The 23,655-nt window shown below is 39.4% G+C and carries 17 protein-coding genes; 11 read left to right on the top strand and 6 right to left on the bottom strand.

The genetic code is table 11. The features are described 5' to 3' along the window. Positions 1-381: 381 nt before the first annotated feature. From PVK63_RS15775 to gltB, 3 genes are all read right to left on the bottom strand, one after another. Positions 382-813: a DUF1499 domain-containing protein gene (locus PVK63_RS15775; RefSeq protein WP_423734712.1), complete on the bottom strand. Its 432-nt coding sequence runs from the start codon at positions 811-813 to the stop codon at positions 382-384. Positions 814-926: 113 nt separating this feature from the next. After that, positions 927-2,399: a glutamate synthase subunit beta gene (locus tag PVK63_RS15770; protein ID WP_130047732.1), complete on the bottom strand. Its 1,473-nt coding sequence runs from the start codon at positions 2,397-2,399 to the stop codon at positions 927-929. Continuing rightward, positions 2,399-6,946, bottom strand: coding sequence for a glutamate synthase large subunit (gene gltB / locus PVK63_RS15765; protein WP_130087849.1), 4,548 nt, complete (start codon positions 6,944-6,946; stop codon positions 2,399-2,401). Before gltB ends, PVK63_RS15770 begins: the two co-directional genes overlap by 1 nt. Before the next feature lie 570 nt (positions 6,947-7,516). On the opposite strand from gltB, the gene PVK63_RS15760 reads away from it, so the two are divergent. The 3 genes from PVK63_RS15760 to PVK63_RS15750 are packed head-to-tail and all read left to right on the top strand — an operon-like array spanning position 7,517 to position 11,331. Next, positions 7,517-8,458 carry a TIGR01212 family radical SAM protein gene (locus PVK63_RS15760; protein WP_130044914.1) on the top strand — a complete coding sequence of 314 codons (942 nt, stop codon included), beginning with the start codon at positions 7,517-7,519 and terminating at the stop codon, positions 8,456-8,458. Between the two features lie 54 nt (positions 8,459-8,512). Then, positions 8,513-10,876 carry an aerobic respiration two-component sensor histidine kinase ArcB gene (gene arcB, locus PVK63_RS15755; RefSeq protein ID WP_130087848.1) on the top strand — a complete coding sequence of 788 codons (2,364 nt, stop codon included), beginning with the start codon at positions 8,513-8,515 and terminating at the stop codon, positions 10,874-10,876. 8 nt (positions 10,877-10,884) lie between these two features. Continuing rightward, on the top strand, positions 10,885-11,331 hold the full coding sequence (locus PVK63_RS15750; RefSeq protein ID WP_130087847.1) for a membrane lipoprotein lipid attachment site-containing protein: 447 nt from the start codon (positions 10,885-10,887) through the stop codon (positions 11,329-11,331). A 72-nt stretch (positions 11,332-11,403) separates the two neighbouring features. Here PVK63_RS15750 and arcA read toward each other — a convergent pair whose 3' ends face one another. After that, entirely contained in the window at positions 11,404-12,123 is a 720-nt protein-coding gene (gene arcA / locus PVK63_RS15745) for a two-component system response regulator ArcA (protein ID WP_130059996.1), read from the bottom strand. Positions 12,124-12,569: 446 nt separating this feature from the next. On the opposite strand from arcA, the gene PVK63_RS15740 reads away from it, so the two are divergent. From PVK63_RS15740 to thrC, 4 genes are all read left to right on the top strand, one after another. Beyond that, positions 12,570-13,046: a putative 4-hydroxy-4-methyl-2-oxoglutarate aldolase gene (locus PVK63_RS15740; protein ID WP_130047737.1), complete on the top strand. Its 477-nt coding sequence runs from the start codon at positions 12,570-12,572 to the stop codon at positions 13,044-13,046. 401 nt (positions 13,047-13,447) lie between these two features. After that, a complete protein-coding gene (gene thrA, locus PVK63_RS15735; protein WP_130087846.1) occupies positions 13,448-15,907 on the top strand; it encodes a bifunctional aspartate kinase/homoserine dehydrogenase I in 2,460 nt (819 codons plus the stop codon). Between the two features lie 2 nt (positions 15,908-15,909). Then, entirely contained in the window at positions 15,910-16,866 is a 957-nt protein-coding gene (thrB, locus tag PVK63_RS15730; protein ID WP_130087845.1) for a homoserine kinase, read from the top strand. Beyond that, the gene (gene thrC / locus PVK63_RS15725; protein ID WP_130087844.1) at positions 16,863-18,146 is read left to right on the top strand and encodes a threonine synthase; all 1,284 of its coding nucleotides are present in this window, start codon (positions 16,863-16,865) and stop codon (positions 18,144-18,146) included. Before thrB ends, thrC begins: the two co-directional genes overlap by 4 nt. 124 nt (positions 18,147-18,270) lie before the next feature. Here the strand turns inward: thrC and grcA are convergent, their stop codons facing one another. Further along, a complete protein-coding gene (grcA, locus tag PVK63_RS15720; protein ID WP_045102834.1) occupies positions 18,271-18,648 on the bottom strand; it encodes an autonomous glycyl radical cofactor GrcA in 378 nt (125 codons plus the stop codon). 362 nt (positions 18,649-19,010) lie between these two features. Here grcA and nfo point away from each other — a divergent pair, with 362 nt between their 5' ends. The 3 genes from nfo to PVK63_RS15705 all read left to right on the top strand — a co-directional run bounded on the left by nfo (position 19,011) and on the right by PVK63_RS15705 (position 21,153). Beyond that, positions 19,011-19,859, top strand: a complete 849-nt coding sequence (gene nfo, locus PVK63_RS15715) for a deoxyribonuclease IV (protein ID WP_130087843.1) — start codon at positions 19,011-19,013, stop codon at positions 19,857-19,859. Next, on the top strand, positions 19,859-20,527 hold the full coding sequence (gene ung / locus PVK63_RS15710) for a uracil-DNA glycosylase (protein ID WP_130047742.1): 669 nt from the start codon (positions 19,859-19,861) through the stop codon (positions 20,525-20,527). The genes nfo and ung overlap by 1 nt, the downstream gene beginning before the upstream one ends. 98 nt (positions 20,528-20,625) lie before the next feature. Then, positions 20,626-21,153, top strand: a complete 528-nt coding sequence (locus tag PVK63_RS15705; RefSeq protein ID WP_130044932.1) for a hemerythrin domain-containing protein — start codon at positions 20,626-20,628, stop codon at positions 21,151-21,153. A 66-nt stretch (positions 21,154-21,219) separates the two neighbouring features. Here the strand turns inward: PVK63_RS15705 and PVK63_RS15700 are convergent, their stop codons facing one another. Beyond that, positions 21,220-21,399 (bottom strand): DUF3545 family protein, encoded by a 180-nt coding sequence (locus PVK63_RS15700; RefSeq protein WP_165366873.1) that lies wholly within the window; start codon positions 21,397-21,399, stop codon positions 21,220-21,222. A gap of 749 nt (positions 21,400-22,148) precedes the next feature. On the opposite strand from PVK63_RS15700, the gene PVK63_RS15695 reads away from it, so the two are divergent. Then, positions 22,149-23,582: an alanine/glycine:cation symporter family protein gene (locus PVK63_RS15695; protein WP_130047743.1), complete on the top strand. Its 1,434-nt coding sequence runs from the start codon at positions 22,149-22,151 to the stop codon at positions 23,580-23,582. Positions 23,583-23,655 lie beyond the last annotated feature (73 nt).

Raw genomic sequence — 23,655 nt, 5'->3', positions numbered from 1 at the left:
TACGTTTGTATAAAAGTAAAATGATGCAGAATAGACACAGCGAAGTGGTAGTTCAGTTGGTTAGACTTTCTATTGGAGAGCTTAGCGGCCTGTCACACCGGGGGACGTGTCGCTCTCAAGGTTAATAGAAAGTCCCGTTAACGTAGCCACTATACTAAGAAGCCCTAATCGAAAGATTAGGGCTTTTTTACGTCTGAATAAAAGCAAAATAATGCAGAATAGACACAGCGAAGTGGCAGTTCAGTTGGTTAGGCTTTCTATTGGAGAGCTTAGCGGCCAGTCACACCGGGGGACGTGTCGCTCTCAAGGTTAATAGAAAGTCCCGTTAACGTAGCCATTATACTGAGAAGCCCTAATCTTTCGATTAGGGCTTTTTCACGTCTATTGAGAAATGATCTCTTTCTCTAGTAGCATCGTTCTTAATTGTTCTACGCGTTTTCTATTTACACCAAAGTCAGAGTGTCCAGTACGAGACTCAGAGCGAACAATAAGGTTACTGCCTTCTATTCTAAGCTCTAAGTCATCAACAAAGCGAAAGACAGTACTTGTCGATTCTATTCTGACGTAGTTTTCGCTAATAACTGCAATCTTTGCACCTTTAAGTTGCTCGGCTATTTGAGCGATAGACTCTATTTTTGTATCGGAGTTATTTAGAGTGAAAGGGGCAGCGCTGAAATCAGCTCTAGCTTCTAGTGTAGAGATACAATTAGGTTTATCTGCACACATCATTTTTGATTTATCAGGCATATTGTCGACTCCTTTACTGCAGGCGGTAAGTGTTAGCAATATTGAAAATATGGTGAGTATTTTTATCATAGGTAAGTTCATTATTTTGAATAGGCGTTGTCAGTATAGAATAAAAAAGGCCAACATCGAAATGTTGGCCAAAGGTTTGGAAGGAAACCTGAATTAATCTATTTTAAAAACTAGGATGCAGATAGCATTAGTGAATCCGCTTTTGCTTCTAGGTTCGAGTTACCCATTAGGTAAGCATCGATTTCTCTAGAGCATTCACGGCCTTCATTAATACAACGTACAATCAGGGATTGACCAGTACGCATATCACCCGCGGCAAAAACACCTTTTTGATTGGTTGCATAACCATCTGTTGCTACGTTACCACGGTCATCCAGTTTAATATCTAGTTGAGCTAATACACCTGTTGGTTCAGGGTGTAAGAAGCCCATCGCTAAGAATGCTTGATCACAAGGGATCACTCGCTCACTACCAGCGACTTCATCAAATCCTGGACGTTCACCTGGTTTCGCATCTTGCCAAACAATATCAGCAATACGTAGGCCTTTCACATTACCTGCATCATCAGAGATAAATTCTTTGGTTAGGATATTCCAATGACGCTCACAGCCTTCTTCGTGAGAAGTAGTTGTTTTCATGATCATTGGATATTGAGGCCAAGGCATATTTGCAGGGCGTTTTTCTGGTGGGATCGGCATGATCTCAACCTGAGTAATACTTGCTGCGCCATGACGATTCGATGTACCTACACAGTCAGAACCTGTATCGCCACCACCAATAACAACAACATGCTTACCTTTAGCGTGGATCTCTTTAGTTTTAAGATCCATATTATTAGCACGGCGATTGTTTTGACCTAGGAACTCCATCGCAAAGTGAACGCCATTGAGTTCACGACCTGGAATTGGTAGATCTCGTGGAACAGTAGAACCACCAGTGAGTAGAACGACATCGAAGTCTTGGCGTAATTGCAGGGCATTAATATCGACACCAATATGCGCATTTACTTCAAACTTGATACCGGCATCAGCCATTAAGTTGATTTTACGATCAATGATATCCATACCTAACTTGAAATCAGGGATACCAAAGCGCAGTAGACCACCAACTTTTTCATCGCGTTCATAGACAGTGACAGAGTGACCAGCACTGTTTAATTGTTCAGCCGCGGCTAAACCAGCAGGACCTGAACCGATAATAGCAACCGTTTTTCCTGTGCGAGAACGAGGTTTTTTAGGTTGCGCGTACCCTTCACGGTACGCGGTTTCTACAATCGTTTTTTCGATATTACAGATAGTGATTGGGTCTTGATTGATACCAAGAACACAAGCACTTTCACAAGGAGCAGGGCACACTCGACCGGTGAATTCAGGGAAGTTATTGGTTGAACTTAAGATCTTCCATGCTTCTTCCCAGCTATCACGGTATACCGCATCATTAAACTCAGGAATGATGTTACCGATAGGGCAACCGTTGTGACAAAAGGGAACACCACAATCCATACAACGAGAGGCTTGTGTGCCAATCTTATCGCCAAATTCTTCGTTTAAAACAAATTCTTTATTGTCTTGAATTCGAACCGTTGGGTCGAGTTTCTTTGGTAGCTCACGACCATGTTCTAAAAATCCAGTAGGCTTACCCATTATACTGCCTCCACTTCTTCCGTTTGTGCCTGTTGTGCTTCAGCTTTACGCTTTTGAAGAACCGCTTTGTAGTCACGCGGCATCACTTTAGCCAGAGAGGCTAAGTTTGCTTCAAAGTTATCTAAGAAAGACTGAGCAACTTCACTTCCTGTGAATTCAACATGCTTAGTTAGCATTTCTAATAGAAGATCTTTATCTTCTTGTTCGATAGGGTCTAGGTCGACGAGTTCAGGGTTTAGTTTGCTTTCGAAATCACCAGACTTATCCCAAACATAGGCAACACCACCGCTCATACCTGCCGCAAAGTTACGACCCGTTGAGCCAAGGATAACGGCAACACCACCAGTCATGTATTCACAACCGTGATCACCAACCCCTTCTACAACGACTTTTGCACCTGAGTTACGTACACAGAAGCGCTCACCAGCCATACCACGAATATACGACTCACCAGAAGTTGCGCCGTAGAAACAGACATTACCGACAATAATGTTATCTTCAGCGACAATCGTTGATTTTTCGTTTGGATAAAGCACTAGCGTACCGCCAGATAAACCTTTACCCCAATAGTCATTCGCATCGCCTTCGACTTCAAATTTCACGCCTTTTGCAAGGAATGCACCTAAACTTTGACCAGCAGAGCCATTGAACTTCACGTTCATTGGTTGTGGTAAGCCTTGGTCTTTATACACTTTTGATATCTCATTCGACAGCATAGTACCTACACTTCGGTCGGTATTTAGGATATCGAACTCAGCAGTAACTGTTTCACCTTTCTCTAGAGCAGGAATAGCAGCTTGGATAAGCTTGCGATCAAGAACATCTTCAAGATTATGCTGTTGTTGAATTTGGTTATAAATTCCATCTTCAGCACGAGGTTGTTCAACATGGAGTACTGGAGTTAAATCTAAGTTTTTGTATTTCCAATGGCCGATATCATCACGAACTTTTAGTTTATGAGATTGACCTACCATTTCATCGATAGAGCGGAAACCAAGTTCAGCCATCACTTCTCGTAGACCTTCAGCCATGTATTGGAAGAACGTAACTACGTCTTCTACGCGGCCGTCAAAGCGCTCACGCAAGGTTTTATTTTGTGTTGCGATACCAACAGGGCAAGTATTCTTATGACACTTACGCATCATGATACAACCTTCAACAACCAGAGCTGCGGTTGCTACGCCCCATTCTTCAGCACCAAGAAGCGTTGCTACTGCAAGATCTCGAGGTGTTTTCATTTGGCCATCAGACTGAACAACGATACGGTTACGTAACCCATTTTTCAGTAGTGTTTGGTGTGTTTCTGCTAGACCAAGTTCCCATGGAAGGCCTGTATGACGGATAGATGACATTGGCGATGCCCCCGTACCACCATCAAAACCAGCGATAAGAACGACATCGGCTTTTGCTTTCGCTACACCAGAGGCGATAGTACCAACACCCGCCTCAGATACTAACTTAACGTTAACGCGACCTTTACGGTTGGCGTTTTTCAGATCGTAAATAAGTTGTGCTAAATCTTCGATTGAATAAATATCATGGTGTGGCGGTGGTGAAATCAGACCAACTCCAGGAGTTGAGTGACGTGTTGCACCGATCCAATCATCGACTTTATCACCAGGTAGTTGACCACCTTCGCCAGGTTTTGCACCTTGAGCCATCTTAATTTGTAGCTCATCAGCGTTAGTTAGGTAGTAAGACGTTACACCAAAACGACCAGAAGCTACTTGTTTGATTGCTGAACGTTCCCAGTCACCGTTGTCTTTTTTCTCAAAACGAATCGGGTCTTCACCACCTTCGCCTGAGTTAGATTTAGCGCCGATACGGTTCATTGCAACAGCAAGTGTTGAGTGAGCTTCGTGTGAGATAGAACCAAACGACATTGCACCAGTGGCAAAGCGTTTTAGAATATTCTCAATTGGCTCTACTTCTTCTAAAGGAATAGATCCTGCTGGATTTTTGATGAAATCTAATTGGCTACGTAATGTTGCTGCATCATCACCTTGATCATCAACCGCCTTCGCGTATTTCTTAAATTGCCCGTAATCTTTATTACGAGTTGACTCTTGAAGCAGTGAAATTGTCTCAGGGTTAAACAGGTGTTTTTCACCACGTTGTTTCCACTGATATACGCCACCCACATCAAGTACTTGAACAGGGATCTCACGAGTTGGGTAACCAACACGGTGACGGATTAACACTTCTTTTGCGATATCATCAATCGTTAGACCTTGGATACGAGAAACGGTCCCTGTGAAGTATTTATCAACCACTGATTTACTGATACCAAGCGCTTCAAAGATTTGGGCACCATGGTATGACTGCAGTGTTGAAATACCCATCTTAGAGAAGATCTTAAGCAGGCCGCCGTTAACCCCTTTACGGTAGTTATCAAACAATACTTTTGGATGTACTGTTGGGTCTAGCTTCTTAACTCGTTGAAGTTCAACAATGGTTTCAATAACAAGATATGGGTTAACTGCGTTTGCGCCGTAACCAACCAATGTTGCAAAGTGATGCGTTTCACGAGCATCACCCGTTTCAATTACGATGTCACATTTAGCACGTAACCCTTTACGAATTAGGTGGTGATGAACCGCACCAACTGCAAGCATTGCAGGAATAGCTGCGTGGTTTGAGTTTACTGCGCGGTCTGTTAGTAGAATGATAGAGTAGCCATCAACGACGGCATCTTCTGCATACTGACAGATACGTTTAAGTGCACGCTCAAGTTTGCCAGCATCTTCATTGGCTTGGAATACGATATCTAGAGTTTTAGCTTGTAGATGCTCGTTATCAATAGCACGCAGTTTTTCTAGCTCAGAGTTAGAAAGAACCGGTGATTCAAGTTCAACTTTCTGGCAGTGCTCAGGCGTTTCAGCAAGTAAGTTTTGGTCTTTACCTAAATAAGTGTTTAGCGACATAACCATACGCTCACGGATCGGGTCGATCGGTGGGTTAGTTACTTGAGCAAACAACTGCTTAAAGTAGTTAGATAAATGCTGTGATTGATGAGATAGAATCGCCAGTGGCCAATCGGCACCCATTGCAGTTAATGGCTCATAAGCCGTTTTTGCTAATGGTAGGATAATCTCATTCACTTCTTCAGAGGTAACACCAAACGCTTGTTGACGGTTAAGTAGGCGCTCAGGAGAAGGTTGGCTGTATTGGTTTGTTGCTTCAGGCAGCTTATTTAAGCTTAATAGGTTCTCTTCAACCCATTTTTCATAAGGTTGTGAGTTCGCAATGCCGTCTTTTACTTCTTCATCAGAAATAATTCGGCCTTGCTCTAAGTCAGCAACAAAGATACGTCCCGGTTGCAGACGACCACGGAACTCAACATTTTCTGGGGCAATTTCAACAACACCAGATTCTGATGCCATGACAAGGAAATCATCTTTAGTTACGGTATAACGAGAAGGACGAAGGCCGTTACGGTCAAGAGTAGCACCTACTTGGACACCATCGGTGAAACAAACAGACGCAGGGCCATCCCAAGGTTCCATTACGTTTGCGTGGTATTGATAGAACGCACGACGTGTAGGGTCCATGTTTTTATTTTCTTGCCACGCTTCAGGGATCATCATCATTAATGCGTGAGGCAAGCTGCGGCCAGAAAGAACCAGCAGTTCTAACGCCATATCAAAGTTCGATGAATCCGAGCTGCCTTCCTGACAAATTGGAAGTAGCATATCCATCTCTTGCTGGCTAAATAAATCAGACTCGATGATAGCTTCACGCGCTTTCATCCAGTTCAAGTTACCACGAACGGTATTAATCTCACCATTGTGCGCGATGTAACGGAATGGTTGAGCTAAACGCCAGCGAGGGAAGGTATTTGTAGAGAAACGAGAGTGAACCAGCGCTAATGCCGTCACCATTGTTGGATTTTGTAAATCAAGGAAGTACTGTGGTACTTGTTCAGTTGTTAATTGACCTTTATAAACAAGTGTTTTGTACGATAGAGAGTTAATGTAGAAATCATCACCAATATTAGAAATACTCTCCAAACATACTCGAACAGTGTAGTTACGTAGAACATACAATTTACGCTCAAGCTCTTCTGGTGTCATTGATGGGCCACCAGAAATAAATACATGCTCAAATTGAGGCTCTGTACTTAGGGGATCGTCGCCTAGCATTGAATTATCAACAGGGAGAACACGATAACCAATGATTTCTAAATCAAGACGCTGAGCATTACGCTCTAAAATATCTCTACATTGTTGACGTTTATGCTCATCCTTAGGGAATAAGACAACACCAACACCGTATTTCTCAAAAGATGGCAGTTTAATACCAAGTTTTACGGCTTCTTCTAATAAAAACTCATGAGGCTTTTGTAAAAGAATACCCGCGCCATCACCACTGCATGGATCACAGCCTTGACCACCGCGATGCTCCATACGAGCAAGCATATCAAGTGCTTGAGTGACGACATCATGAGATTTGCGGTTTTTGAGGTGAGCGACAAAACCGATACCACACGCATCATGCTCCAACTCGGGAGTATACATGCCTTGTGTATTCTGCTCTCTATCTACCATAGATACATCCTTCCAGTATTATGCAGACACAACTTCTCTACGTAAGTTTCTGTCTAGTCCTTTGCTAAATTTTAAATCGCACTTGCTGTGAGTTAGTCTCAAGAGGTAGCAAGTTTGAATCCATTCTGGTGTTTGCGGGCATCACTTAATATGACGTGCAAACAAACCCAATCCATTGTGGTATCTATCAAATACACCTTTATCCATTGTATTTGTTGTTTGAGAGTAGATACCACTATCGAAAAACCACAACATTCGTGTTGGTGGCAAATTAAACTATATTAACGATGTAACTATCCTACATTTTTGTCATATTAAATACCAACGAAAGTTGCACGTAATTTTCACTTTTTTTACTCAAAGTGAATAAGTATTTATAATAATTCGGCTTTTTTTGCGATAAATTGCCTCTTTATGCGCATTTTATTGATATAAATTACAATTAAGATGGGTGAATTTCGATATTATTTACGGTCTTTTTTTACAAACGAGTTAGCAACTTTCACAAATAGGAGTGAGACTTCTTTTTATTTGTGAACTAAGTGTTTGATTTATTAATTGGTTATCGCAATGCAACTTCATGAACTAGCAAATACCTTTGGGCAAGATCTACAACGCCGTTATGGCGAAAAAGTACATAAACTTACTCTTCATGGTGGTTTTAGTTGCCCAAATAGAGATGGAACAATTGGGAAAGGGGGGTGCACCTTTTGTAATGTCGCTTCATTTTCTGATGAACAAGAGCAGTTCAAATCGATTCATGATCAACTGACAGATAGAGCTGGGGAAGTGCAGAGAGCGAAAAAGTATCTTGCTTATTTCCAGGCGTATACGAATACCTTTGCTGAAGTGCAGGTATTAAGAAATATGTATGAAGAAGCACTTAAGTCGGCCAATATTGTTGGATTATGCGTTGGAACTCGTCCTGATTGTGTGCCAGATGCCGTATTGGATTTACTAAAAGGGTATGTTGATGATGGTTATGAAGTTTGGTTAGAGCTTGGGTTACAAACGGCCAATGATAAAACGTTAAAGCGTATTAATCGAGGACATGATTTTGCCTGTTATGATGAGATTACTCGTAAGGCGAGATCGCTTGGAATTAAAGTGTGTACCCATTTAATTATTGGACTGCCGGGAGATACTCAAGATGACTACCGAGCGACATTAGCAAAGGTACTTGAAACGGGGACCGATGGATTAAAGCTGCATCCTTTGCATATCGTAGAGGGAAGCACCATGGCAAAAGCATGGCGAGCAGGAAAAATTGAAGCACCAGAAATGGATGATTATGTTGATATAGCTTGTGAGTTAATCCGATTAACGCCACCAGAGATTGTGTATCATCGAGTGTCAGCAACAGCAAGACGACCTACTTTACTTTCGCCATTATGGTGTGAGCCTCGCTGGTTAGGGTTAACTAACGTAGGTATGGCCCTTAATAAAAAAGGGGCGCAAGGTTCTCTGATAAACCAACCCTTCAAATATACAACGCCAATATTGAAAAAATAACTCAAATAGAACTAACCCTGATATTATTTAGTTGAATACTATCAGGGTGTGTTTATGAAGCAGTTAAAAATTCTCGCGCAATTTTATGTCGATCTCATGGTGAGACTTGGCATTGTTCGTTTTAGTCTCTTACTTGCCATTGCATTAGTCGCATTGGCCGTTATTGTCCAAGTTGGCGTTACACTTGTATTAAGTGGTGAAGTCAATGACCTAGACATTGTCCGTTCCGTTTTCTTTGGTTTGCTTATAACGCCTTGGGCTGTCTTTTTCTTATCTGTCGTCGTTGAACATTTAGAAGACTCACGTCAGAGACTTTCTAAATTAGTTAGTAAAATGGAAGAGATGCGTACTCGTGATTTAGAGTTAAATAAAAAATTAAAGGGCAATGTTAAGAAACTTAACCAAGAAATTGAAGAGCGTGAAAAAGCAGAAGATGCTCGACAAGAAGCGATGGAAGATCTAGAAAATGAAGTTTTTCAGCGTGAAAAAGCACAATTAGAGTTAGCAGAACAAACCGCATTACTTCGCTCTTATTTAGATACTTCTCCAGATATTATTTATTACCGTAATGAATTAGGTTTATTTTCTGGCTGTAATAAAGCCATGGAAGAGCTGACGGGTAAAACAGAAAAAGAATTAATTGGTTTATCTCCTAAAGACGTTTATAACGCAGAGGTTGCAGCAAAAGTTATTGATACCGATAGACAGGTACTGCAAGATAATAAACCATTAACTTATGAACAATGGCTAGATTACCCTGATGGGCGAAAAGCATGCTATGAGCTCAGTAAAATTCCTTTCTATAGTAAATCGGGACGCCATCTTGGTTTAGTCGGCTTTGGGCGAGATATAACAGAGCGCAAAGAGTATGAAGAGGCACTACAAAAAGCCAGTCGAGATAAAACCACCTTTATCTCTACCATTAGCCACGAATTACGCACGCCACTAAATGGTATTGTGGGCTTAAGTCGAATGTTATTAGATACCCGTCTTGATGATGAACAGCATAACTATATGCGAACCATTAATGTCAGTGCGATCACGCTTGGTAATATTTTTAACGATATTATCGATATGGATAAATTTGATCGTCGTAAATTAGAATTACTTCCAAAACCTCTTGATTTTATAAGCTTTGTTACTGAGATGGAAAATATTTCAGGTTTGATGGCTGAGCAAAAAGGTCTTCTTTTTGATCTTGAGCGATTAACAGACTTACCAGCAAATATTAGTGTTGATAGTACACGTTTGCGACAGGTACTTTGGAACCTAGTTGGTAATGCCACTAAATTTACCAAAGAAGGTAGCGTTATAATGTCGGTTGGTGCTGAAATTTATTCAGACAGTGCTGAGATCACTTTTGAAGTTGAAGATACAGGGATCGGGATCCCTGAATCAGAATTAGATAATGTTTTCGCCATGTATTATCAAGTTAAGCAAGGTAAAGATAATCTGCATGCTGTCGGAACAGGCATTGGCTTAGCGGTATCTAAAGAGCTTATTAATCTGATGGATGGAGACATTACCGTCAGTAGTGAAATAGGTTTTGGTAGTACATTTACCGTAACGATCAATGTGCCATTAGTCGATTCTGTAGAAGAAGAGGAGGCGATGCCGGAGGTAAAAAGCGCGAAGTCATTACGTATCTTTATGCTGGAAGATATTGAATTAAATATCACGGTTGCTCGCTCGCTGCTTGAAAGTCTCGGACATACTGTAGATGTTGCCATGTGCGGCGAAGATGCTCTTAACCGATTTGATCCAGCCAAATACGATTTAGCGTTACTTGATATTCAATTACCAGATATGACAGGGTTTGATGTTGCTCAAGCATTAAGAGAAAGGTTTGATGAGTTACCGCCACTCGTTGCTTTAACTGCTAATTTATTAAAAGAAAAAGATGAATACTTTGAAAAAGGCATGGATGAAGCAATAAGCAAACCTCTGAGCGTTAAAGCTTTAACAGAGGTGCTTGAGTTATTTTCAATGTCGGATAAGAAAATAATTCAAAAGCAATTACAGCAACCGATTAAAACGGCTGAGCAGTTGGAAAATGAGCAATTGATTGAGCGTTTATTGGATGTGGAGATGTTAGAGTCATACATTGATATTGTTGGTACTAAACCTGTTTATACCAGTATTGAGATGTTTGAAAAGAGTATGAAAGAATACATTCAAATCTTAGATACTAATATGACAGCAAGAGATCAAGACGGTATTGTATTTGAAACACATAAGATGAAAGGTGCTGCAGGCTCTATTGGGTTAAAGCATATTCAACAAATCGCTCAAAAGGCTCAATCGCCAGAATTACCAGCATGGTGGGAAAACATTGATGACTGGGTTGAAGAGATAAAAAATGAATATGAAAATGATATTCAAATATTAAAAAGCTGGTTAGAGCAGCAAAATAAATAAGGAATAGCATGAAAAAGGTACTATTAGCTTCAGTAATGGTGGTTGCGTTATCAGGGTGTCAAATGACAACAGAGCAACAAGCAGATTGGAAGCAAGATAATAAAATTGAAATGATGAATGCTCAAATTCAACTTGATTCAGCTGTATGGATTGATCAAATGCCAACCATAGGCGAAAAAACAGATGAAAGTAAGGTTAATTTTGCACTGACATTAACATCAGAACAAGTAATTGCGCCTGAGTTAATGATTGATAAAGTTATTCTTCGTCAAGGTGATAATTCGTGGTCATTATCAGATGATGAGTTCGAAGTGAGAGTTCATGATAACCATACATGGGAAGTTACAGGTCAATCTTTCTATGATATAGATGCGACACAAGTTATTGATATTGCGATTGAAGCAAATAATGAGTGGATTGTTGAAACTGATATTCAGGTTGATACGGTTTATTAGTTGTTTTGTATAAACTAAAAATGCCCAGCTATCACTAGCTGGGCATTTTTTATTGGATAAAATAAAAGAGGTTTATAGCTCTTCTAAATCACCACAAAAACGGTAACCTTCACCGTGAATCGTAGCAATGATTTCTGGAGTATCAGTTACTGATTCAAAGTGCTTACGGATACGACGAATTGTCACATCAACCGTACGATCGTGCGGCTTAAGCTCACGACCTGTCATTTTTTTCAGAAGATCAGCACGAGTCTGGATCTTACCTGGGTTTTCACAGAAGTGAAGAAGAGCACGGAACTCTGAGCGAGGAAGCTTGTAGCTTTCGCCGCTTGGACTAACAAGAGAACGGCTATTAATTTCAACTGTCCAGCCATTGAACGCATAACGCTCAACTGTTTTCTTATCTTCAACAGTTGTGCTTTGGTTCATTGAACGAGTTAATAGGTTACGAGCACGAATAGTAAGTTCGCGAGGGTTAAATGGCTTAGTGATGTAATCATCAGCGCCAATTTCTAAACCTAAAATCTTATCAACTTCGTTATCACGGCCTGTTAGGAACATAAGAGCCATATCACCACGCTCGCGAAGTTCACGAGCAAGAAGAAGGCCATTTTTGCCTGGAAGGTTGATATCCATAATCACAAGATTAAGTTGTTGCTCAGAAAGCACAGTGTGCATCTCTTCGCCATCGCTCGCTTCAAAAACATTGTAGCCTTCAGCTTCAAAAATGCTTTTAAGTGTATTACGAGTTACGTGTTCATCTTCAACGATTAGGATCTGAGGGGTTTGCATGGGCGGTACCTAACTAACTGGTTAAAGTCAAAAGTAGAATTAATAGTACTAATTCTATAATAAAAAATTTACAAATAGGAAATATATTCTTCAATAGTAAACTAAAATGTTAATTGAAGAATAGAAACCTAAACGGTACGCCATCCTTGGTGGTTGTTATTGAATATATAATCAATAACATGATAAAGCTCTAAATTCGTGAGCTACTCGCTGAAACTCCAATAGAAGGGAGATTTTAATCCCTTAACACCACTCTAACAATAAGCGATTTTTATTTCCATACATTTTATTGATTTAAGTCAATATCAACTAAGGTCAATACAGTGTAGTAATAAATATAGACACATATCTATATTAAAATTGTAAATATCTATGCGATTTATCGCTAAATATTTTAACAAATGTTGTTATTGTAGAGTCAACTTTACAAACAAGGAGAAAATAAAATGGATTTATTACCTGATATTTGTGATCAATTTGAAGAGAAAGTACAGCTGATTGATGTCGAGTTTAAAAACTATGGTGGAAAAGCATGCTTTTATGGTGAAATTGTAACAGTTCGTTGCTATCAAGATAACTCTTTAGTAAGAGAGGTTTTGCAAACTAGCGGAAAAGGCAAGGTGTTAGTGATTGATGGTAACGGCTCTTGCCAAAAAGCGTTATTGGGTGATCAGGTCGCTACACTTGCGGTAGAAAACCAATGGGAAGGCGTTATCGTTTATGGTGCAGTACGTGATGTCGGTGCGATACAGAATATGCCATTAGGTTTGAAAGCGCTAAATGCCTCCCCATTTAAGACAGAAAAAAGAGGAGCAGGAGAAAAACAAGTGTCCGTTACTATTAATACTCAGATCATTTCTCCTGGTGATTATATTTATGCTGATCTTAATGGGGTTTTGATGAGTAAAGAGTTGTTAATTTAATTGCAGAAGTTAAATCTATAAAATTTTATTTTATATTTAATACTCAATAACTTGAGGCGATATATTCTTCTTTTGTTAAATGAATGAGTAAACTTTTGGTTGACTTGTAAGCAGAAAGTAAGGTAGTTATGGTATATCGCAATCATTTATTTCAGAGTTTTTATAATATGTTTACTATCAGCTCAATGATTATTACCACAACAATTACCGGCACCATGGTTGCTGGGGTGGGTTGATACGCGTAAGTATTTTAAAAAGCCCGCCCTGATTTTCAGAGCGGGTTTTTTTTTGCAATTTCGTTACTAATTCTTAACTGTATTCTTTCATTATTGACCGAAAAGGTTATTATGCTAAGAGCAGTAAGGATACTGCAGTAACACTCGTTTTTAGGGAGGATAGAAATGCGAGTATTAAAGTTTGGTGGTTCGTCATTAGCCGATGCAGATCGTTTTTTACGTGCCGCAGATATTATTGCCAATAATGCACAACAGCAAGACGTTTCAGTTGTGTTATCAGCTCCAGGAAAAGTGACTAATAAATTAGTTTCTGTAGTAGATAATGTTCTTAGCAATGGAGAAGCAGAATTACAGATTACAGAGCTAGAATCTACGTTTATTCAGTTATTTGATGGTATTTCTAACGCTCTTCCGCAAGTTGATCTTAAAACGCTTGAAAACAAGCTAAAAGACTCTCTTTCTCAACTTCGTCAATACGTCCATGGGATCACCTTATTAGGTATGTGTCCAGATAACGTATACGCAAAAATTATCAGTAAAGGCGAGCGCATTTCTATTGTAACAATGAAAGCGGTGCTTGAGGCCAAAGGCCAACCGGCAAGTCTGATTGACCCTGTTAAATATCTATATGCTCGCGGTGATTTTCTTGAAGGTGCTGTTGATGTTGATATCTCAACGCTCAACTTTAAAAATGAACCTTTGCCTTCTGGGCATGTAAACATTATGCCGGGTTTTACTGCGGGTAATGCAAAAGGTGAATTAGTTACTCTGGGTCGTAATGGTTCAGATTATTCTGCAGCTGTACTTGCAGCCTGTCTTCGTGCTGAATGTTGTGAGATCTGGACCGATGTTGACGGTGTCTATAATTGTGACCCTCGATTAGTTGATGATGCACGTTTATTAAAATCATTAAGCTATCAAGAAGCAATGGAACTCTCTTATTTTGGTGCCTCTGTTCTGCATCCAAAAACAATCGCACCTATTGCGCAATTCCATATTCCTTGTTTGATTAAAAACAGTTTTAACCCTCAAGGCCCTGGTACTTTAATTGGACAGGATACTGGCGAAGATAATCTTGCGATTAAAGGAATTACAACACTAAACAACTTAACAATGGTTAATGTTAGCGGTCCGGGAATGAAGGGCATGGTTGGCATGGCAAGTCGTGTATTTGGTGCGATGTCTACTTCTGGTATCTCCATTGTTCTTATTACACAATCCTCTTCAGAGTACAGCATCAGTTTCTGTATTGAAGCTGAAGACAAATGTAAGGCTGAGCAAGTATTAAGAGAAGCGTTTGAACTTGAATTAAAAGATGGCTTACTAGAGCCGGTAGAATTCACTGATAACGTAGCAATTGTTACCTTAGTTGGTGATGGTATGCGTACATCTAAAGGTGTCGCATCTCAATTTTTTACTTCTTTAACTGAAGTAAACGTTAATATTATTGCCATTGCACAAGGTTCTTCAGAGCGAGCAATTTCAGCTGTTATTCCAGAAGATAAAATCTCTGAATCAATTAAAGCCTGTCATGAAAACTTATTTAATAGTAAGCATTTTTTAGATGTGTTTGTTGTTGGTGTTGGTGGCGTTGGTGGCGAACTTGTCGATCAGATTAAGCGTCAGCAACCAAAACTTGCAGAGAAAGGCATTGAAATCCGTGTTTGCGGTTTAGCAAATAGCCGTGGTTTATTGCTGGATAGTAAAGGTATTCCGCTAGATACTTGGCGTGATCGTATGAGTCATACGTCAGAAGAATTTAGTTTAGCTCGACTGATTGCTTTGGTGCAACGTAACCATATTATTAACCCTGTGATTGTCGATTGTACTTCTGACCATGGAATTGCAGCTCAGTATGTTGATTTCTTATCCGCTGGTTTCCATGTTATTACGCCAAATAAAAAAGCCAATACCGACTCAATGGCGTATTACCATCAATTACGTAATGCAGCGCGCGGTACTCGTCGTAAATTTATGTATGAAACAACAGTAGGTGCTGGTCTACCTGTTATTGAGAACTTGCAAAATCTCATTGCAGCAGGTGATGAGCTTGAAAAGTTCAATGGTATTTTATCCGGCTCTTTATCTTATATCTTCGGTAAGCTAGATGAAGGAATGTCGTTAAGCGAAGCAACAAATGTTGCAAAACAAAACGGCTTTACTGAACCTGACCCTCGTGATGATCTTTCAGGTATGGATGTCGCTCGTAAGTTGCTTATTCTTGCTCGTGAATCCGGCCTTGAAATAGAGCTAGATGATGTAGAAGTTGAGCAAGCTCTGCCACCAGGTTTTGATGATTCTGGCACAGTTGATGAGTTTATGGCTCGCCTTCCTGAAGCGGATGCTTATTTTGCTCAAGAGTCAGCAAAAGCGGCAGCAGAAGGTAAAGTATTGCGCTATGTTGGTGAAATTCTAGAAGGTAAATGTAAGGTACGTATTGCTGCTGTTGATGGTGATGATCCTATGTTTAAAATCAAGGATGGTGAGAATGCGTTGGCTTTTTATAGCCGCTATTACCAACCAATTCCATTAGTATTACGTGGTTATGGTGCTGGTACTGAAGTTACCGCAGCTGGTGTATTCTCGGACTTAATGCGTACCCTTGGTTGGAAATTAGGAGTATAAAAATGAGTGTTGTTGTTTATGCTCCAGCATCAATTGGTAATGTAAGTGTAGGCTTTGATGTATTAGGTGCCGCCGTTTCTCCTATTGATGGCACATTACTGGGTGATCGTGTTTTAGTTGAATTAGGAACCGAAGCTTTCACTTTAGCAACCGCAGGTAGCTTTGTAGATAAGTTACCGGAGAACCCAAAAGAAAATATTGTTTATGATTGCTGGCGTGTATTTGCAAGAGAGCTTGTAAAAAAAGGCAATGAACTTAAACCGATTCATATGGTACTTGAGAAGAACATGCCAATTGGCTCTGGGCTTGGTTCTAGCGCCTGTTCGATTGTAGCCGCATTAGATGCGTTGAATTTATTTCATGATAAACCATTAACAGACATGGAAGTGTTGGCATTAATGGGTGAGATGGAAGGGCAGATATCAGGTGGTATTCATTATGATAATGTTGCCCCTTGTTACCTTGGTGGTCTGCAATTAATGGTTGAAGAGTTAGGTATTATCAGCCAAGAAGTCCCGTGTTTTGATGAATGGTATTGGGTGATGGCATACCCAGGAATTAAAGTATCAACAGCAGAAGCGCGTGAGATTTTACCTTCTCAATACCGCCGTCAAGATGTGATAGCACATGGTCGTAATTTAGCCGGTTTTATTCATGCATGTTATTCAAAGCAGCCTGAATTAGCTGCGAAAATGATTAAAGATGTGGTGGCTGAACCCTATCGTGAACGCTTATTACCTAACTTTGCGAAAGCGCGTGAATATGCAGCCTCAGCAGGAGCGCTGACAACTGGGATCTCAGGTTCTGGTCCAACGCTGTTTAGCATCTGTAAAGATAAAGACGTCGCTGAGCGAGTATCTCGTTGGCTACAAGAAAACTACGTACAAAATGATGAAGGATTTGTCCATGTTTGTCGTTTGGATAAGCAAGGCTCACAAGTAACAGGAAGTAAACTATGAAGCTGTATAACATAAAAGAAAATGATGAACAGGTCTCTTTTGGTCAAGCTGTTCGTCAAGGTTTAGGTCGTAATCAAGGACTATTTTTTCCATCAGAATTGCCTAAGTTTGATGATGTTGATGCGCTTCTAGCTGAAGATTTTATTCCTCGTAGCACTAAGATTTTATCTGCGTTTATTGGTGAGGAATTATCACAAGATACAGTGAAAAGTATGGTCGAAAATGCGTTTCAATTCCCTGCGCCAATTCATGCAGTAAAAGAGGGTGTTTATGCGCTTGAATTATTTCATGGCCCGACATTAGCGTTTAAAGATTTTGGTGGTCGTTTTATGGCGCAATCTTTAGCTGCGGTGACCGAAGGTAATGAACAAATTACGATTCTAACAGCGACATCAGGTGATACAGGTGCGGCCGTTGCTCACGCATTCTATGGTATGGATAACATTAAAGTCGTTATCCTTTATCCAAAAGGAAAGATCAGCCCGCTGCAAGAAAAGTTATTTTGTACACTAGGCAAGAATATTCATACCGTTGCCGTTGATGGTGACTTTGATGACTGTCAGGCATTAGTTAAACAATCGTTTGATGACGCTGAGCTACGTAAAGAAGTTGGACTGAATTCAGCAAACTCAATTAATATCAGCCGACTAATGGCGCAAATTTGTTACTACTTTGAAGCGGTATCTCAACTGCCAAAAGAAAAACGTAGTGATGTCGTTATCTCAGTACCAAGCGGTAATTTTGGTAATTTAACCGCAGGCCTGTTAGCTAAATCATTAGGCTTACCAGTTAAGCGCTTTATTGCTGCAACTAATGTTAATGACACCGTACCGCGCTACCTTGAAACAGGTAAGTGGGAGCCAAAAACGACGATCCCAACGATTTCCAATGCAATGGATGTGAGCCAACCAAACAACTGGCCTCGAATTGAAGAGCTATGTCAGCGTTTAGGTTGGGGCTTAGAAACGCTTGGTAAAGGTGCAGTGACGGATGAGCAAAGCGCTGAAACATTAAAAGCAATGAATGCTGAAGGGTATTTATGTGAGCCACATGGTGCCATTGCTTATCGCATTCTTGAAGAGCAACTTAATGACGGTGAAACCGGGCTTTTCTTATGTACAGCACATCCTGCGAAATTTAAAGAAGTCGTCGATGATATCTTAGGTGGTGATCTTGAACTGCCTGCACCATTAGCTAAACATAATGCAATGGAGCTGTTATCTGAAGATCTTGCTAACGATTTTGATGCATTAAAAGCAGTACTTCGTAAAGTACAGTAACCAAAAGTATTAATAATAAAACTCAAATAGCACATCATAATTAATTGATGTGCTTTTTACGCATAAAAAAACGGCACTCATGAGCAATGAGTGCCGTTTTTATTGAATTCAATTCACTCTAAAATTATAGAGTTTCAGTGAATGTACGTGCGATAACGTCTTTTTGTTGTTCAGTAGTTAGAGAGTTAAAACGCACAGCATAACCAGAAACACGGATAGTCAGTTGTGGGTAGTTCTCTGGGTGTTTAACAGCATCTTCTAATGTATCACGTTGTAGAACGTTCACATTTAGGTGCTGACCACCTTCGATTTTTGGTGCTTTTTCAATTGCAACGTCACGGCTTTCGTATTCGCCTAGCTCGTTTGCTGCAATTACTTGATCTGCTTCAAAACCTGCTGTTGCAACAACACAACGTGCTTCGTTTTTCTCGCTATCTAGTAGCCAGATAGAGTTAAGAAGATCGTCATTTGCAGCTTTAGTAATTTGGATACCTGTGATCATTTTACTTTCTCCTAGTCCACTTTGTGGTTATTTTGTAAATATCTTATGGGTCACATTATATACATGATACCCTTACTTTGTATATTGATATAGGTCAAAAAACTACAAAAAGTGATAATTAATTCATCTTATAAACCTTGCTCTAAATCAATAAAGCACCATATAGCTAGTCTGTAGCACGAAAAATGCAGCCTACCACTTTATTGTTATACCTTTGTTTTGTTGTAATATTACTACAAAATGTTTTTTTATGTTGGTGCCAAAATAAAGGTTCAATTTTAGTAAAATGATAGAAATACTGACAAATAAAGTGTTTACCGTAATAATAGTGACGACGTTAATTTTGAAAGGAAAGTACAGAGATGAAATATATTGGAGCTCACGTATCTGCGGCCGGCGGGGTTGATCAAGCACCGAAGAGAGCCTATCAAATAGGAGCAAATGCATTCGCACTATTCACTAAGAATCAACGTCAATGGGCAGCCAAGCCACTAACAAGAAAAGTTATCTCTGATTTTAAAGCAAACTGTAAGCGCTTTGGTTTTTCAAGTGATCAAATTTTACCACATGACTCTTATCTTATTAATTTAGGTGCTCCAGAAGAAGATAAGTTAGAAAAATCTCGAGCGGCATTTATTGATGAGATGGAGCGCTGTAATCAGCTTGGTTTAACGTTATTAAATTTCCACCCAGGAAGCCATTTAAAGAAAATTTCAGAAGATGAGTGTTTAGCTTTGATTTCTGAGTCAATTAATTTAGCTCATCAAGCGGTTCCTGATGTGATTGCTGTTATTGAAAATACGGCAGGTCAAGGTACAAACCTAGGATGGAAATTTGAACATTTAGCTCAAATAATCGATCTGGTTGAAGATAAAACACGAGTAGGAATTTGTCTTGATACTTGTCACACCTTTGCGGCAGGTTATGACTTAGGATCGAAAGAAGCTTGTGATCATACCTTTGCTGAATTTGAGCGAATTGTTGGTTTCCAATATTTACGTGGTATGCATATTAACGATGCAAAAATTGAGTTAGGAAGCCGTGTAGATCGTCACCATTCTTTAGGGCAAGGAACTATCGGGTGGGATTGTTTTGAATACATCATGCAAGATGAACGATTCAATAATATCCCCCTTATATTAGAAACAATTGATCCTGAAATTTGGAAAGATGAAATATCTCAATTAAGAAAACTGAGCGAGAAGGCATAATGACAGTGACCTGGAATTCGGTTTTATCGGCTGAAAAAGAAAAAACCTACTACCAATCTATGATGGCAAAGATTGATAGAGAGAGAGCGCTTGGCAAAAATGTTTTCCCACAAGAAAAAGATATTTTTACTGCCTTTGACTTAACTGCTTTTAATGAGGTTAAAGTCGTGATTCTGGGCCAAGATCCATATCATGGTGAAGGGCAAGCACATGGTCTTTCTTTCTCTGTATTGCCTGGGATAAAAACGCCGCCTTCATTGCGTAATATGTATAAAGAATTAGCCGAAGATATTAGTGATTTTACTATTCCTGAACATGGCTACTTGGAGAGTTGGGCTAAGCAAGGCGTATTATTGTTAAATACAGTATTAACCGTTGAAGAAAGCAAGGCGCACTCTCACGCTAAGTTTGGCTGGGAAACATTCACAGATAGCATCATAGAGCAGCTGAACTTACATAGAGAAGGTGTAATCTTCTTATTATGGGGAGCTCATGCTCAAAAGAAAGGTGGGAATATAGATAAGGAACGCCACTCTATTTTAAAAGCACCTCATCCCTCTCCGTTGTCAGCTCATCGTGGTTTTTTTGGTTGTAAACATTTCTCAAAAGTGAATGAATTACTTAAATCAAAAAAGTTAGCAGAGATCAATTGGCATTCAGTTTCATAAGTTTGCTGTATGAATTTTGAACTAAATCCTGTGCTCTTATCTCAGTGATATACACTTAAGTTATCTTAAATAAATTAAGAGACTGTAGGGAGGAAAGGATGCTGATAGAAAGCATATATAAAGAGCATGGGTATATTAATCGTATCATTCAGTTATTAGAGAGTAAGCTGTCTCGGCTAGAAGATGAAAAGAGCGTTAATTATAATGTGATCCGAGAAAGTGTTAGTTATCTGTCGTCTGTCGCAGAGAAGATGCATCACCCTAAGGAGGACATGATATATCAATATTATATTGATCATTATGGTGAGCATGAAGGGTTAGATAACTTACTGCAAGAGCATCACACATTATCAGACAGCACTGAAGCCTTCTCGATAACGATTGAGATGATTTTAAATGATGCGATTGTTCCCAAGGATATTTTTAAAGAGCACTTAAAAGCATTTACCTCTCGAGTACGACAACACCTTGAACTCGAAGAAAAAGAGATCTTACCTTTTCTTAAAGCACACCTGACCACCAACGATTGGGAGGAATTAGAAAGGAGTTGGATTGAAGAAGAAGATCCCGTATTTGGTAACATAATTGATAAACGTTATTTAGTGCTTGCTGAAAAGGTAAGATAGGTTTGTTGTCAATTAAAAAGGAGAGTTCCGTACTCTCCTTTTTGTTTAGTGATTTAATGTGATGTCTTATTTGAAGAAAGCCTCATCAATGCTTCCTTTGAATGAAGGATCGAGTTCTCTTAATTCATGTAATAGCTGACGACGATCTTGAAATGCTTCAATTTCTCGCCATAAACGTTTTTTTGGCTTCTTTTTAGTTGTTGATGTTTTTGTAGCTAATAAATCATTTAATGTGTACCCATCCATAAGCACCTCGTTTTATAAAATAATGAATCATTACAAAGAGTAAGTTATCTACCATCGTGTGTTATTAAATATCACAGAGTGTCGATTATGACCTTGAACTGTTTCTCATTTGTTTCTTTTTAATGAAATTTTTGTGAGATAACGGTCACTAAAATGACTTTAATTTTAATTAATAACGCCTAACAACCTTTTATTAATCTATTCCATACGGAATAAAAGTATATTTTTTTGTTTAACTTTTGTTAATGTAGGTTCTTTTTTTTATTGGTTTTTTAGTCTATTACCTTGCTAAGGGTTGAGATGCTTATTATTTACTTAAGTAAAAATAGAGAGGATGAGCAACGTTGATATCTTACTGTTTTCTATGGCTGTGGAAGCGTATTTTCATAACGTAAACAATGTGAATTATTATTTGTTGATGTTTTTGCATTGATTTAAATGTCAATAGTATGATTTTTTATGTTGTGAAAATGAACGGCAAGTCCAAGGTTGTAGAAAAAGTGTCATAACTACAACATTTGTTTTTTATTGATTTTTTAGTAAATACTGAGCATCATTCAGCCCGCTAATCTTATTGGATGAGTAAATATTTAGATTTACTGCTAATAACTGAATAGAGTTGCACTGTGCAGAGTTAACTCTTCATCATATCCAAATAAATAATCGACAATAACAAGGAAGATTAGTAGGGGCACTTATAGTGATAAGTGTGTGCAATCATAAATTATTGACGTAATTGAGAGGGAAGTGTGACAAGTCTTATTAACTTACTGAATGACCTATTATGGGGTTCAGTATTGGTCTATTTATTAGTCGCTATTGGTATTTATTTTACTGTTCGTTTAGGGTTCATTCAATTCCGCCATTTTGGTCATATGTTTTCGGTTTTGAAAAACAGTAGAAAATCAGATCCATCTGGGATTTCATCATTTCAAGCCTTGTGTACTAGTTTAGCCGCCCGTGTCGGTACTGGTAATATGGCAGGTGTCGCTGTGGCGTTAACTGCTGGTGGCCCTGGTGCCATTTTCTGGATGTGGTTAATTGCTATGTTAGGTATGGCAACCTCTTTTGCAGAAAGTACATTAGCTCAATTATATAAAACTAAAGATGACGATGGTAACTACCGTGGTGGTCCTGCTTATTATATGGAGAAGGGATTAGGAATGCGCTGGATGGGCGTTTTATTCTCTATCTTTTTAATTATTGCGTTTGGTTTAGTTTTTAATGCGGTACAAGCCAACTCCATTGTAGGTGCAATGCAAACGGCGTTTGGTTGGGAACCTCTCTATGTTGGTATTGCGATTGTTATTATCTCTGCGGTTGTTATTTTTGGTGGCTTTAGAACGATAGCAAGAACCGCTGAAATTGTTGTTCCAGTTATGGCTTTGGCGTATTTGGCAATAGCATTGTTTATTATGCTAACCAATATCGAAAAATTACCAGGCGTTATTGCTTTAATTTTCAAAAGTGCGTTTGGCCTTCAAGAGGCCGCTGCTGGTGGTTTAGGCTACGCGATTGCCCAAGCAATGATTAATGGCATTAAACGTGGTTTGTTCTCGAATGAGGCGGGGATGGGATCTGCACCTAATGCTGCAGCTTCGGCGACACCATATCCACCGCACCCAGCATCTCAAGGTTATGTTCAAATGCTTGGCGTATTTATGGATACGATTGTTATTTGTTCTGCAACCGTCGCAATAATCTTAATGTCTGGCGAATATGTGCCGCATGGTGAAGTGACAGGGATAGAGCTCACTCAATTAGCTCTAACGAGTCAAGTGGGTGATTGGGGCGGAATTTTTGTTGCTATTGCGATTTTCTTCTTTGCATTTACGTCAATTATCGCAAACTATTCGTATGCGGAAACAAACTTGATTTTTCTAGAACATAATCACAAAGCAGGTATTGGCATATTCCGTGTCATTGTATTGGGAATGGTTATGTTTGGTGCTTTATCTTCACTACCAACGGTATGGGCACTTGCTGATGTATCAATGGGACTAATGGCTATTGTTAACTTAATCGCTATTTCATTACTATCTGGCACGGTAATAAAGCTAGCTAAAGATTATAATAAGCAGTTGGCAGCGGGTAAAGTACCTACCTTTGATAGTAAAGATTATCCAGAGCTACACTCGCAGCTAGAAGAAGGTATTTGGGATAATACAAAAGAACAAAAATAATCATTTGTTTTATCCATCAAAGAAATAGACAAAGCCACGTAAGCTAGCGTGGCTTTTTTATATCTGAATAGTT

The sequence above is a fragment of the Aliivibrio sp. S2TY2 genome, from assembly GCF_028765525.1.
Classification (GTDB): Bacteria; Pseudomonadota; Gammaproteobacteria; order Enterobacterales; family Vibrionaceae; genus Aliivibrio; species Aliivibrio finisterrensis_A.
Note: the sequence above shows the minus strand (reverse complement) of the source record. Positions and strands in the feature narration are given on the sequence as shown.

Bases quoted from the DNA above. Each gene is read 5' to 3' on its own strand.
- PVK63_RS15700 (WP_165366873.1), bottom strand. From the start codon at position 21,399: ATGGATGGGTACACATTAAATGATTTATTAGCTACAAAAACATCAACA.
- PVK63_RS15750 (WP_130087847.1), top strand. From the start codon at position 10,885: ATGAAAAAGGTACTATTAGCTTCAGTAATGGTGGTTGCGTTATCAGGG.
- gltB (WP_130087849.1), bottom strand. From the start codon at position 6,946: ATGGTAGATAGAGAGCAGAATACACAAGGCATGTATACTCCCGAGTTG.
- arcA (WP_130059996.1), bottom strand. From the start codon at position 12,123: ATGCAAACCCCTCAGATCCTAATCGTTGAAGATGAACACGTAACTCGT.
- arcB (WP_130087848.1), top strand. From the start codon at position 8,513: ATGAAGCAGTTAAAAATTCTCGCGCAATTTTATGTCGATCTCATGGTG.
- PVK63_RS15770 (WP_130047732.1), bottom strand. From the start codon at position 2,399: ATGGGTAAGCCTACTGGATTTTTAGAACATGGTCGTGAGCTACCAAAG.
- PVK63_RS15760 (WP_130044914.1), top strand. From the start codon at position 7,517: ATGCAACTTCATGAACTAGCAAATACCTTTGGGCAAGATCTACAACGC.
- PVK63_RS15705 (WP_130044932.1), top strand. From the start codon at position 20,626: ATGCTGATAGAAAGCATATATAAAGAGCATGGGTATATTAATCGTATC.
- PVK63_RS15740 (WP_130047737.1), top strand. From the start codon at position 12,570: ATGGATTTATTACCTGATATTTGTGATCAATTTGAAGAGAAAGTACAG.
- ung (WP_130047742.1), top strand. From the start codon at position 19,859: ATGACAGTGACCTGGAATTCGGTTTTATCGGCTGAAAAAGAAAAAACC.
- thrA (WP_130087846.1), top strand. From the start codon at position 13,448: ATGCGAGTATTAAAGTTTGGTGGTTCGTCATTAGCCGATGCAGATCGT.
- thrB (WP_130087845.1), top strand. From the start codon at position 15,910: ATGAGTGTTGTTGTTTATGCTCCAGCATCAATTGGTAATGTAAGTGTA.
- nfo (WP_130087843.1), top strand. From the start codon at position 19,011: ATGAAATATATTGGAGCTCACGTATCTGCGGCCGGCGGGGTTGATCAA.
- grcA (WP_045102834.1), bottom strand. From the start codon at position 18,648: ATGATCACAGGTATCCAAATTACTAAAGCTGCAAATGACGATCTTCTT.
- thrC (WP_130087844.1), top strand. From the start codon at position 16,863: ATGAAGCTGTATAACATAAAAGAAAATGATGAACAGGTCTCTTTTGGT.